Origin of the sequence: Spirulina major PCC 6313 (genome assembly GCF_001890765.1) — a bacterium.
GTDB classification, from domain to species: Bacteria; Cyanobacteriota; Cyanobacteriia; order Cyanobacteriales; family Spirulinaceae; genus Spirulina; species Spirulina major.
This window is the reverse complement of record NZ_KV878783.1, coordinates 933,460-946,337: the sequence shown is the minus strand read 5'-3', so window position 1 is coordinate 946,337 and position 12,878 is coordinate 933,460. Positions and strand designations below refer to the sequence as shown.

General features: G+C 55.0%; 6 protein-coding genes, 1 pseudogene and 1 CRISPR repeat array. Of the genes and pseudogenes, 5 read left to right on the top strand and 2 right to left on the bottom strand.

Features of this window, described 5'->3' with window-relative positions:
* The first annotated feature begins 1,212 nt into the window (after window positions 1-1,212).
* Window positions 1,213-1,488 (top strand): hypothetical protein, encoded by a 276-nt coding sequence (locus SPI6313_RS24330; RefSeq protein WP_245788590.1) that lies wholly within the window; start codon window positions 1,213-1,215, stop codon window positions 1,486-1,488.
* Between the two features lie 80 nt (window positions 1,489-1,568).
* On the opposite strand, the pseudogene SPI6313_RS25335 reads toward SPI6313_RS24330, so the two are convergent.
* Window positions 1,569-2,192, bottom strand: a pseudogene (locus tag SPI6313_RS25335) (two-partner secretion domain-containing protein); the annotation flags it as partial.
* Between the two features lie 170 nt (window positions 2,193-2,362).
* On the opposite strand from SPI6313_RS25335, the gene SPI6313_RS04195 reads away from it, so the two are divergent.
* The 4 genes from SPI6313_RS04195 to SPI6313_RS04180 are packed head-to-tail and all read left to right on the top strand — an operon-like array spanning window position 2,363 to window position 6,793.
* On the top strand, window positions 2,363-3,004 hold the full coding sequence (locus SPI6313_RS04195) for an RNA polymerase sigma factor (RefSeq protein WP_072619867.1): 642 nt from the start codon (window positions 2,363-2,365) through the stop codon (window positions 3,002-3,004).
* Window positions 3,001-3,948 (top strand): DUF1822 family protein, encoded by a 948-nt coding sequence (locus tag SPI6313_RS04190; protein WP_072619866.1) that lies wholly within the window; start codon window positions 3,001-3,003, stop codon window positions 3,946-3,948. The genes SPI6313_RS04195 and SPI6313_RS04190 overlap by 4 nt, the downstream gene beginning before the upstream one ends.
* 26 nt (window positions 3,949-3,974) lie before the next feature.
* The gene (locus SPI6313_RS04185) at window positions 3,975-5,870 is read left to right on the top strand and encodes a CHAT domain-containing tetratricopeptide repeat protein (RefSeq protein WP_072619865.1); all 1,896 of its coding nucleotides are present in this window, start codon (window positions 3,975-3,977) and stop codon (window positions 5,868-5,870) included.
* Between the two features lie 5 nt (window positions 5,871-5,875).
* Window positions 5,876-6,793, top strand: coding sequence for a fibronectin type III domain-containing protein (locus tag SPI6313_RS04180; RefSeq protein ID WP_072619864.1), 918 nt, complete (start codon window positions 5,876-5,878; stop codon window positions 6,791-6,793).
* Between the two features lie 95 nt (window positions 6,794-6,888).
* Window positions 6,889-10,011: a CRISPR direct-repeat array (repeat unit 37 nt; unit sequence GTTTCAGTCCCCTTGGCGGGGATTTTGGGTTGGCGGG).
* A gap of 262 nt (window positions 10,012-10,273) precedes the next feature.
* Here SPI6313_RS04180 and cas3 read toward each other — a convergent pair.
* Window positions 10,274-12,850, bottom strand: a complete 2,577-nt coding sequence (cas3, locus tag SPI6313_RS04175) for a CRISPR-associated helicase Cas3' (RefSeq protein WP_072619863.1) — start codon at window positions 12,848-12,850, stop codon at window positions 10,274-10,276.
* Between the last annotated feature and the right edge of the window lie 28 nt (window positions 12,851-12,878).

Here is a 12,878-nt window from a genome sequence, read left to right as displayed (position 1 = left end):
TCATTTCGGGCGTATAGAGTAATATCTCCAGCATCCCTCCCCCCTGAAGTATTAATACTTCCTATTTCTATTGCATTCCACTCTACGGGGGCTGCATTACTTGCTCCAGTTGTTAGGAAAACATCTCCTCCATCAATTAGTCCAGAGGTATTAATGCTGCCGATTCTTATTATCCCTGTGCCTCGGTTGATTAAGCTACCGCCATTTCCAGTGTTGGAAGATAAATCCACATCTCCTATAGACAATCCATGCCCTATGAATTCAATGTTTTGCCCATGAGTTTTTAAATCTAAATCTTCAAGAAGAAATGATTGTGATGATGAGCCTGATTTTGATTCAAAAGACATTGTTCCATTACCTGAGTCAAAAAAACCAGAACCACGTATCGTTCCGGCTGAGAAAAAATTCAAATTCCCATCACCTCTTGCAAAAATATCGGCATTGACACCAATAGATGAACCAAATGAAGTTATATTGATATTACCGTCTTCTGCCTGAATCAAGTTGCTTACACTAGCACCACTAACAGACATAATATTGATATTTCCATCTGTGATAGTTTGTACTTCAGCAGAGATGCTAATGTTACCAGAGCCTACAGTGGAAAAATTAACTCCTCCACCTCCAGAACTAATAGTACCAGAAGAATAAACAATACTATTGGAAGCAGAAATGTCTACTCTTCCTCTGTGAAATCTTGATGTTTGTAAATTACAATTTACACAATAAATTCCAAAGTTCGGACGGGTTCTTAGGTTCTCCTTTCCTTCTCCAATTAATAATATATTACCTTGTTGTGTTGTTATATTGGTATCACTAAGATGAATTCCATAAAATTTATGTCCTTCTGATCCAGCTGCTCCATCTAAAGATATAACGCCATTTTCTGTATTTAGTGAGCTGTGATCAATATTCACTCCATATGTATGTCCTCTAAATCTCCCCGGACTGAGTTCAAATAAACCATCACCCCCTATACCGACAATCTTGATTTGACCAAAATCAACTGACACAATTGATGAATTATTGTCAATATTGACTCCATAATGATCAATAACACTTGTATCACTTCCTCCTACACCATCTAAATCAATATTTCCCCCTTCCCCATCAATCACAGATCCACTAATTGAAACTCCATGCGGTTCGGTCTCACTTCCTCGTCCAAAACCTTCAAAATCACCCCCACCTGTCCGAATCTCTGCATTTGTGATGGTTAAACTGCCGCCGTCAATGCCATCCGAATCGCCCCATAACCGCACATCCCCCGTTGCAGAGATATCCCCATCCACCACCACATTCCTATCCGCCGCTGCCGTAATGCCACCCGCCGCCGTTAGATCGCGTATTGTGATATCCAAACCCCGCGCCTCAGACGTTCCCGCCGTCACCGAACCCGACACCACCGTAGACCCTGACGGTAACTCCTGCGGCAAACCCACCGCCCCCGATACCAACGTCCCTACATCATGCGTGCCAATCAATTGACCCGGTTGCGGCACAAACTCATAACTCAAGAGGCTGCCCGGTTGCGATAGACGCACTAAGCCAGTGCCGGGGACAGATGCGATCGCAATCACTCCATCCGGGGCTGTCAAGGAACCCACTGCGATCGCACCACTGCCCAGAAACGCGATCGCCTTACTCTTCCCCACCTCCAAATTGCCCTGATTGATGATCACCCCGTTATTTGCCGTGAACACAAACGACACCGGAGCGCCCAAAAGCGTGCTGTAGTCCGTCGTGCCCAACGCATTGAGCCATTGATCGCCCGCAAAACCGATCTGGTTGGCAGTGGTAGCGACGAAATCGCCGCCGATGTTGAGGGAGGCGTTGGGGCCGAAGATGATACCGGCGGGGTTCATCAGGTAGAGGTTGGGGTTCGCCTGGATCAGGCCATCGATGATCGAGGGATTGCCGCCGATGACCCGACCGAAAATGTTAACGATCGCAGGATGGCTGAGGAAATTGGCCACCTCACCCACACTCAACCCCAACCGATCAAAGGAGTGAAATAGATTTGTCCCCGCTGTGGTGCCGCCCGTGATGTCGTAAACGTTACCGTTATGATTAATCACGGTTCCTGTGCCGTCGGGAGCGGGGGTGATCGATTGGGCGAGGGCGGGATGGGCGGCGATCGCACCACTGAAGACAAGTGAACCAGAACACAGGGCAAGGCGCAGAAGCGACATAAGACAGGGCCATCCAGGGAGAATTGAACGTATCTCTTTGTCTGGATAGTATCGTGAAGTTTATGCAGAGGTTCTAAATTTTTCCGCAGGGTGTACAAAAATATAGATTTACACCAGACCCTAGTAATGAAGACCTTGCGATCGCAATCGGTAAATCCAGTTCCGAACCTATGGATGATCTAGATCAGCACCTGAAAAAACTGGCTCTCGAAGCCCAAAAACACCCCATTGGCCCCAAACGCCAAGCCCTGGTAAATCGGTTATTGCGAGCCATTCAAGCATCGGGTCGGCTCAGTCGTCCCTATCGAGGCGAGTTTGTCCATTTATATGACCAAATTTATGAAGAAGCAAAACAGCGACTGCATACCCATATCTACCGCAAAATTGAAGACTATCGCCCTGAATACGAAGTGATGCAATGGGTGAATTACATCTTTCGTCGTCGCTTTTTTTACGAAGCTCGGCAAGAAGTGATTCCCCATTACAAACCGGGCAGCGGTCGCGCTCCGTGGTGCAATGTGGAAGATCTACTCATGGTTCCTCCTGACCCCGTTTCCCAAGATCATGTCTCCACGCCAGAGGCGGATATTCGCACCTATTTTGAGACCGATCCCGACAATTGTTTAGGAACGCTTCATGTCCAGGGGCGACCAGAAATTACCCTCCAAGTCTTGGGGTTGCGTGTTTTGGATGGCTATCGCTGGCATGAAATTGCGACCGAGTTTGCAGTGTCTTGGGGTACAATTTACCGCTTTTATCGGCGCGGCCTCGACAAGCTGAATCCACAACTCACAACCTATCTTGAACCATGAACCTACCCAACTATTCCCAAAGCATGATGCTAGAGGCCCCACTCCCTGCCCTGGAACTCGGTATTCCCCCCATCGCCCATCAAACGGCTTTAGGCTTCGCCGCGCCCCATCGCGGCGATCGCAAACGTCAACAGATTTATTGCAATACCTTGGCGGTGTGGATGGTGAATCAACATCTCAACGGTTTCGGCATTGCCACCGATCTGCCGGGAAGTCGGGCGTGGCAACCCACAGCCCGCGCCCTTCAGGATGTGGCGGATCTGTATATTCCGGGGTTTGGTCATTTGGCCTGTCGTCCGGTGTTGGCGGGGGAAACCCAGTGTTATCTGCCGACGACGGATCAGGTGGGCTGTGTGGTGGTGCAGTTGGATGCTGAGTTTCAGGTGGCGACGTTGCTGGGTTACTGTGCGGTGGAGCCGGACAGTGTGATGGATGTGCCGTTGACGGCCTTGCAGGATCTAACGGTGCTTTATGACCAATTGCCGACGCTGGAGACGGCGGGCCCAAGGGGGGCGGCGGCGATTCATTCCCTGACGGATTGGCTCCAGGGGGAGATCGCGACGACGTGGGAGGCGATCGATCGCATCCTGACTGTGCCGAAACCGGCTTTTGCGATGCGATCGCGCTCTCATGCGGTGGAACGGGGCAAGGTGTTCGCCCTCGATGAAGGGGCCGACCCGGTGGCGTTGGTGGTGTGGGTGGAACAAGACCCCAATGCGGAATTGGATGTGGCGGTGGAACTCTGGCCGATTAACCCGGAACATCGCCTGCCGCCGGAGGTGCAATTGATGCTGCTTGATCCCGATGCGGAACAGTTGATGGCTCAGGCCCAAGGCGGCGGCAGTGAGCGGCTCCAGTTTCGGTTTACGGGTGAACCGGGCGATCGCTTTGATGTGAAAATCACCCATAAAACCCGCATCCTCGTAGAATCGTTTGTGATCTAGGGGGAGTGCAACGCTCCTGGCAGACTATGACTGGCTTCATTTCCCATCATCCGGATAAACAAGTGTTCCTCAGGCTGAATGGCAGCTTGCGGGCAGCGGTGATGGCGGTGGAACTGGAGATTCTGGAGGGGGGCGATCGCAATCGCACCTCTGGCATTGTCGCCGCCACGATTCCCGTACCGCCACAGCTTGCGTCGCAAGTGCAGCACCATTGGGAAACGAACTATCGCCACTATTGCAAGGGCGGACGAGCGATCGTCATGAAAGACATCAACTTCACCCGCCCCACCCGCCAAACCTGCGATGATTCTGCCCAAGCCCTCAGTACCCTGTTTAACAGTTGGCTGCACGGCCCCGAATTTCGAGATCTGCGCGAAACCTTGATCGATCGCCTCGACAAAAACGACCAGATCCAATTCCTGATTCAAAGCGATGATCTCGGCGTGCAGCAATTGCCCTGGCCCGCTTGGGATCTTTTTCGCCGCTATCCCAACGCCTCGATTGACACCACCAGCCCCCAGGCCAAACCCATCACCTCGCCCCCACACATCGCCCCACGGCTGCGCATTCTCGGTATCGTCGGCGCGAGCGATCGCCTCGATACCGCATCCGATCGCGCCCTGCTCGAAGCGTTACCCCCCACCCTCGTCGAGGTGCAGGTACTCCATCAGCCCCGCCTCTACGAACTCACGGATCAACTGTGGGAACAGGCCTGGGACATGATTGTGTTTGCGGGGCATGGGGATACCGACGCGGCGGGGCAAGGGTTTCTAGCGTTAAATGATGATGGCGAATTGCTGCGATTTAATGAGATTTGGTATGGGCTGCGGAAGGCGGTGCGCAGTGGGTTACAGTTGGCCCTGTTTAATTCCTGTTTCGGCTTAGGGCTGCTGGCCCAAAATCTTCAGGATGATGCCCAAATCCCTCACATGATCGTGATGCGGGATCTGGTTCCTGATGCGATCGCTCAAGCCTTTTTAAACTATTTCCTTCAAGATTTCGTGGCCGGTGAACCGATTCCCGTGGCGGCGAACCGAGCGCGGGAACGCCTCCAAGCCCTTGAACCCCAATACCCCTGTGCGACGTGGTTGCCGGTCATTTGGCAAAATCCCTATGCGTTGCCGTTGGGATTGGGGGTCAATCAGAACGCCGGGAAGCATGGATCAAATCAGACCATGAAGGATCAGCGAGCGATCGCGCCTCCCACCCTGCGATCGCATTGGCCCCAATCCATCCTGATCACCTGTGGCCTCTTGGGTGCAGGACTGCTGATTTTTGTCGGGGGGCGCAGTTCCGTGGCGCAGTGGCTGAATGATCAAGGGGTGCAGGCCAGTCGCCAGGATCACCTCCTCACCGCCCAACGCTATTTTGAAATCGCCCGCCGTCTCGATCCGCGCTATCCGCAACCCCGCTATAATTTGGGCTTTCTTTACGATCAACGCTGGGGCCGCCGGGAGGAGGCGATCGCCCATTACGAAGCAGCGGCCTATCTCGACCATCCGGCGGCGATCGCTGAATATATCCGCTTTAAACTGCTCAATGGTGATACCGACTACGGCCCTATGCTCACCCTGATCAAACGCTGCCTAGACCGCGCCGAGTATCCCAGCATTCGGGTCAGTTGTCTCAAAAATAAAGGCTGGATTCGCGTTCGTCAGCAGCGCTGGACGTGGGCCGAGACAGAGTTAACGGCGGCGATCGCCCTGCTCGACCAGTCTGCCCATACCCATTGTCTCCTCGCCCAAACCCTCGAAGCCCAAGGCCAAACCGCCCAAGCTCTCCCCCATTGGCAAAAAACCTTAGAACTCGGTCGAGAAGAAATCGACGAACACGATCGCTGTCTCGGTATCGCCGCAACTCGCTTGCTCACGTTCAATCAGGATGCATCGCCCCCCTATCTACACACCCCAAGCCCTGACTAACCCCCATGTTGAAATTTACCCCTGCTCTGATTCTCACCCTTACCCTCTTCGCTCCCACATCAAGCCTCGCGCAGCCCCTCGCTCCCGCCGCACAATTCCAAATCCAAGCCACCGAACCCGAATGCCCCCCAGATCTGGCCGGTTGTCCTGTGCGCGGCGACTATTTCACCTGGCTGAACAAACCGATTCCCTACGTCCTCAGTCCCCGCCGGAGTAACATCCTCACAACTCAGCCCGTCCTGCGGTGGCGACCTGTCGAGGGCGCAACCCATTACACCGTGATTCTCGAAGGGCCGGGGATTAGTTGGCAAGTGGACGAGATTACCGCGACTGAGATTCAATACACTGGCGACGTACCCTTAGAACCCGGTCAGTCCTATCAGTTTTTTGTTGAAGCAGAGACCGGAGCCGTTTCCTGGGATGAACCGGCCCACTCTGGCGGTATGGGGTTTACCGTTGTGACCGGGGATGAGCAGGCGGCGATCGCGACTGCAATGGCTGACCTGAATCAGGCGATCGCCGATCCCCGAACCCGACAACAGCAACAAGCCGATCTCTACATTGAGCAGGGATTCATCACCGCCGGTATCGCCCTCCTCGAAGACCTTTGGCAACACGACCCCAGCCCAGAATTAGCGGTGCGTTTAGGCAATCTCTACTTTGGGTGGTTATTACTTGTCGAACCCAGCGAAACCTACTACCGAGCAGCATTAGAATCCACCGAGGCCGCGCCTACTCTGGCCAGGGCGGTGGCGTTGGCGCAATTGGGGCATCTGGCGGTCGTGAAACAGGATGACGAGGGCGCGATCGTCTCCTGGCAACAGGCCCAAACCGTCTACCGGGCCTTGGGTGAGATGCAGGCCGCCACAGACCTTGAGGAAAATATTCAATGGGTCAGCGCCCGCAACACGACAAATCGTTAACTCAATCTGGTGATATCAGATGACCGGGGACATGAAGAACCACGAGCCACCCCGCAGGATGCGTTTTTCGCTGTGGGGCGATCGCCATATTCCAAGTTTCAGTCCCCTTGGCGGGGATTTTGGGTTGGCGAGGTTGGGCGTGGTCAAGAATTTTACGACCGTCATGATGTTTCAGTCCCCTTGGCGGGGATTTTGGGTTGGCGGGCGAGCGTAGCCTATCCGACCGTCAATGATCATAATTATGTTTCAGTCCCCTTGGCGGGGATTTTGGGTTGGCGGGCAAACTATTTGAAAGAGTCTAAGAAAAATTATGAGTTTCAGTCCCCTTGGCGGGGATTTTGGGTTGGCGGGAGGATGGTACCGATCTAATCTGGGCGGCGCAGTTTGATGTTTCAGTCCCCTTGGCGGGGATTTTGGGTTGGCGGGCATCGCACACCTTCCAATGGAGTTTGAGTCAGTTCAAGTTTCAGTCCCCTTGGCGGGGATTTTGGGTTGGCGGGACTCACCCCACTAGCTGTCTTGAATCTCAGCGAAGGTTTCAGTCCCCTTGGCGGGGATTTTGGGTTGGCGGGCGGCTTGATTTCCCGGTCTTTGCGGGCGGTCTTTGTCGTTTCAGTCCCCTTGGCGGGGATTTTGGGTTGGCGGGGGTGACCAATCCCGATCATCTCGTTCCAAAAGACGTGTTTCAGTCCCCTTGGCGGGGATTTTGGGTTGGCGGGGACGGTGGAAAGTGCGATCGCTAACTTCATCGATAAGTTTCAGTCCCCTTGGCGGGGATTTTGGGTTGGCGGGCCCCCGATTCCTATTGCAGAATAAATCTCAATGACGTTTCAGTCCCCTTGGCGGGGATTTTGGGTTGGCGGGTCAAAAAAAGGCTAACGCCGAATGACGCTAACCCAAAAGTTTCAGTCCCCTTGGCGGGGATTTTGGGTTGGCGGGCCTCTAGACCCATGGCCTTAACTTCCGTCCCGTGGGTTTCAGTCCCCTTGGCGGGGATTTTGGGTTGGCGGGTCGGATCATCTTCAGGATGGCCCAGCCCCCCAAGACGTTTCAGTCCCCTTGGCGGGGATTTTGGGTTGGCGGGACCTCTTCTACCTCTCCCAAATTGCGGACGATAACGGTTTCAGTCCCCTTGGCGGGGATTTTGGGTTGGCGGGTCAATATCGGGGGGCGTGTCTCCGCTTGGATCAGCGGCGTTTCAGTCCCCTTGGCGGGGATTTTGGGTTGGCGGGGGTATTGACTGCCAAATCACAATCACCGCATTTAATGGTTTCAGTCCCCTTGGCGGGGATTTTGGGTTGGCGGGACATTGAAAGACTAGCAAAAGGGACAGGGGGTATGGTTTCAGTCCCCTTGGCGGGGATTTTGGGTTGGCGGGTAATCTCCTGCCGTGGGGATGATCGCCGGGCCGGTGGTTTCAGTCCCCTTGGCGGGGATTTTGGGTTGGCGGGATTAATATCCATGTTCAATTTCTTATTCTTGATTTTGTTTCAGTCCCCTTGGCGGGGATTTTGGGTTGGCGGGTTGCTTTCCAGCCGGAAGCCGTTGGCTTTCTCCTGTGTTTCAGTCCCCTTGGCGGGGATTTTGGGTTGGCGGGGGTCGATATCTTTATCGGGACGACAGCCGTAGCGACGTTTCAGTCCCCTTGGCGGGGATTTTGGGTTGGCGGGTTGAGTTAGTAAACATACTCCAACTCTCCTTAAGCGTTTCAGTCCCCTTGGCGGGGATTTTGGGTTGGCGGGAAAGAAACCGCGTTTGATTTGGCTAAATCCATGGGACGTTTCAGTCCCCTTGGCGGGGATTTTGGGTTGGCGGGTACCCCACCGAATTTTGCTCGTGCTTGACGAGTGGAACAAGTTTCAGTCCCCTTGGCGGGGATTTTGGGTTGGCGGGTTGCGCGAGGAAAGTGGCGGAGTACATCCGAGTCTGGAGTTTCAGTCCCCTTGGCGGGGATTTTGGGTTGGCGGGACAGTACCTACGAGATGAAAAAGGATTTAGAGGAACGGAGTTTCAGTCCCCTTGGCGGGGATTTTGGGTTGGCGGGTTCAAAACGAACCTAAAGCAATTGATTGAAGAATGGTTTCAGTCCCCTTGGCGGGGATTTTGGGTTGGCGGGCCTAACGGAGTTGATGCACAGGGAATTAGGAGCGGTAGTTTCAGTCCCCTTGGCGGGGATTTTGGGTTGGCGGGGTGGGGGTGAAAGGTCTCCTCAGATTCTCCCGACAAGTAGTTTCAGTCCCCTTGGCGGGGATTTTGGGTTGGCGGGTGGTTGCCTCATCCTATGCCTCGAAAGCCGCCAAAAAGTGTTTCAGTCCCCTTGGCGGGGATTTTGGGTTGGCGGGCATCGGCGGCTTCGTCGGGTTCACATCCTTCATCAAGCGTTTCAGTCCCCTTGGCGGGGATTTTGGGTTGGCGGGGGGGCTGAGTTCAGGGCTTGCGTGATGTGCTGTTGTGTTTCAGTCCCCTTGGCGGGGATTTTGGGTTGGCGGGACTCCCTATGCAACAGTGCAACTAAGCGATGGGGTGGTTTCAGTCCCCTTGGCGGGGATTTTGGGTTGGCGGGTATCGCGTTTACCTTGCGATTCACGCTTGATTGCTTTGTTTCAGTCCCCTTGGCGGGGATTTTGGGTTGGCGGGTAAACTGAGGACCTTCGCTTTCCCGACCTTTGATGTTTCAGTCCCCTTGGCGGGGATTTTGGGTTGGCGGGCCTGAGTGAACGATTCAATCTCATTAGCCAAAAAACGTTTCAGTCCCCTTGGCGGGGATTTTGGGTTGGCGGGTCTTAACCATAATGCAGACTGTCCCTATGAGGTAAGTTTCAGTCCCCTTGGCGGGGATTTTGGGTTGGCGGGTTGAAGATAAAGATGGGATTCGAGTCACCATCATTGGTTTCAGTCCCCTTGGCGGGGATTTTGGGTTGGCGGGCCAGAATCTTAAACCGACGGGCTACTTCATCAATGGTTTCAGTCCCCTTGGCGGGGATTTTGGGTTGGCGGGTCGCAGGCAAACGACCCCGGCGGAACCGCCCCGCCCTGGTTTCAGTCCCCTTGGCGGGGATTTTGGGTTGGCGGGTCGTGTTAGATGCCCCAATGGGAACCGGCAAAACTGGTTTCAGTCCCCTTGGCGGGGATTTTGGGTTGGCGGGTTGGTTTTGCCCGTCTAAACCCTCACTAATCGCATGTTTCAGTCCCCTTGGCGGGGATTTTGGGTTGGCGGGTCCGGCGGCTAGAAGCCGCTCTGGGCCTGGGTCGAGATCGCTGTTTGCGCGAACCTCATTTTTTGACCCGATTTGAGAACGTGATTTCACACTGAAACTGAGCAAAATCACAAACGTTGAAAATTGAAACTATTGAATTGTCAAGGTTCTGGGCGTTTTGCACGAACCCCCTAGGGTTTTCGACCCCGCTTTAGGTTGGCGCAAAAAACTGGTGATGCACCCATCATAGAAGACCACCCCCCACCTGTCCAGAGCAATTGAATTAAAAAAGCTGAACCGATCGCGAATCCGCAAGCCGTAACCCCCGCACCACCAAAGCGTACAGGAGACGAAACTCCGATCGCGCCAACGGGAATTGAGCCAACGGCAACGGCTGCCGGGGATACACTGCGGCCAATTGGGGGGCAGCACCCCGCAACCACACCGGGAGAAATGGTTCTTGAATCTGCCAACTACGCGCGATCGCAGCCTGTGCCCTGGGGTGGAGTTGTAACGACGACCCCGGCGGGCAATCCTTTAACCGCCATCCTTGGGCCCAGGCCGAATGATGACGCGCGATCGCCAACAACACCACCTGACCCAAATCCTGTAGCGTCGCGGCAGTCATCCCGAACTGAGCCGAAAACCGGGGCGCGATCGCCGCCGAAAACGCGATCGCAAACAAAAACGCACTTTCCACCGCATGATTAGGCCGCTTGTGACGGCGTTCATAGTCCCGCAGCGCCTGCCGTTGACCCGGAACCTGGGGATCATAATCCGTGTGGGCCAAAAGATGATCGCGGGGCGATCGCCCCTGAAACTCTTGATGGGCTTGGGTTTGCCAACCTCGCATCACGTGCTGCCAGCTTGTTTGTAACTTGCCCAAATCATGGCCCCAAATCGCCAGATACACCAAACTTTCAAACACCTCAGCCGCGATCGCCCCATCCACCCTCGGCAACCAAAACCGCTGCACCACCCGTCCCCCCAACCCCAACACCGCCGATCGCACCGAACCATACACCACCGGCGGCACAGCAAACGGCTCCCGCCATGCCCGCCCTAGACAGGCCAGATGGGCCACATAGGTATCCATCCGGTAGGTGTAGTCATCACGGATGGGGGCAGCGGGGCGGCGGGGGGATTCGTAGCCCGCGCCGCCGTCGAGATCAATACGCAGGCCGATCGCATCGCTGTAACTGACATAGCGGGGATTAATCACGATCGCCGCCGCCTGAGCGAGGCCGTCATGGGAGTGAATCGGGATTAAACTCGGCTGGGCGTAGGTTTCCGAACGACGGGGGCGTTCAATGGCCTTAAATAGCCAGTCCTGGGGCGTGAGGGTGGCTTGGGCCTGGGCAAAGAGGCCGTGCAAGGTGCGGATCGGCAGGGTAAAGGAGTGGTATTCGTCGGGGTTAAGGGAGGTGGGAGCGATGTCGTCAAAAAAGAGGGGTTGATCGTGGAGACTGTAGAGGGGGCGGCTATCGGTGGCACGGATCAGGTGGGGGATGACGCTGCGATCGCCCTGCTGGGTGGCTTGGCAAAATTGCCGCTCAAACTCACCGGCATTCTGTTGACGCACTTGGGCAGCTTGGTGATCTTCGGTTTGATGCACCGCCTCTAACCAGCGGAGTTCCTGGGGAAAATCCACGGGTTGATCGGGGTGATGGGCTTGGAGGATGGCCCAGGTGGCTTCACAGCGATCGCGATCGTAGGGGGCAAAACTGGGAGGGTCAGGGGCCACATCCTCCGCCGCCACCTGCCGAAACACCCACACCTGGCCCGTTTCCTGGGCAAACCGCGCACAGCGGCCGAACCGTTGCACCAGGGTATTGATCGGGGCAAGCTGGGTGTAGAGGCGTTCACAACTGATATTGAGGCCCACTTCGATCACTTGAGTGGCGATCAGGATGTGGGGCTGGGTGGGGTGGGGGCCAAATTGGGTTTCGAGGTGGGCAGCTTTGGCGGTGCGATCGCCCGGTAAAAACCGCGAATGGAGCAGGGTAATTGTCACCGCCGCTACGGGTTGGCGATCGCACAACTGTTGATAGAGGGTTTGGGCGAGGGCGATCGTGTTGCAGATAATCAGCGTGCGGGGGCAAGGTTGATGCTGGTAATCGTGCCAAATTTGGGCGGCGGTGAGGGGCGAATCTAGGGGGGCAACGGTGCGCGATCGCCCCGCCGTTAACGCCACCAATTCCGCCGGGGTCGGCTCCACCGAGACAATCCGTCCCGGATCGTGGGGCTGAATCGTTTGGCGGAGGGTCGTGATTAGGGTTTGGGTCATGGTCGCTGTCATGATCAAAAATGGCTGATCGGGGCCGCGCTCTTGTAAGAGTTTGATCATTGTGGTGAGCGATCGCTGGGGTTCAAGCAAATGCACCTCATCAAACACCACATAGGCGGCTAAAATCGCGCCAGCATTGACATTGCCACTGCCCCGCCCAACGCTGTAGGGAATATTCAGATAACTGCTCAACAGTTGATCAATGGTGCAAAAAATAATGTCCCCCTCAAAGCGAGGATCATCGGGGTTTTCCCCCGTTTGCAGCGTCACCACCGGGCGACGACGGCCGGGCGGTTGCTGAGCATACCAGCGATCCACCAAGTCTTCGGCCCGTTGGCAAAGACTTTGAGCCAAAGTCCGGAGGGGAACCCCATAAATTAAGCGACGGGGAAAGGGATGCGAGCCGGTTTGGGCGATTAAAAACGGGGCGATCGCGGTTTCCGTTTTTCCCGATCCGGTGGGCGATCGGAGGATGACGCTGGTATTTTTGAGGAGATGTGCGATCGTTTTGGCTTGAAAGGGCCGGGGTTGAAATCCCGTCAGGGTCTGAAACTGTTGCTCAAGATTGGTCATACTATTACTGATCCAAGGTCACGAAAAT

Bases quoted from the DNA above. Each gene is read 5' to 3' on its own strand.
- SPI6313_RS04180 (WP_072619864.1), top strand. From the start codon at position 5,876: ATGTTGAAATTTACCCCTGCTCTGATTCTCACCCTTACCCTCTTCGCT.
- SPI6313_RS04195 (WP_072619867.1), top strand. From the start codon at position 2,363: ATGGATGATCTAGATCAGCACCTGAAAAAACTGGCTCTCGAAGCCCAA.
- cas3 (WP_072619863.1), bottom strand. From the start codon at position 12,850: ATGACCAATCTTGAGCAACAGTTTCAGACCCTGACGGGATTTCAACCC.
- SPI6313_RS04190 (WP_072619866.1), top strand. From the start codon at position 3,001: ATGAACCTACCCAACTATTCCCAAAGCATGATGCTAGAGGCCCCACTC.
- SPI6313_RS24330 (WP_245788590.1), top strand. From the start codon at position 1,213: ATGGTTAAACTGCCGCCGTCAATGCCATCCGAATCGCCCCATAACCGC.
- SPI6313_RS04185 (WP_072619865.1), top strand. From the start codon at position 3,975: ATGACTGGCTTCATTTCCCATCATCCGGATAAACAAGTGTTCCTCAGG.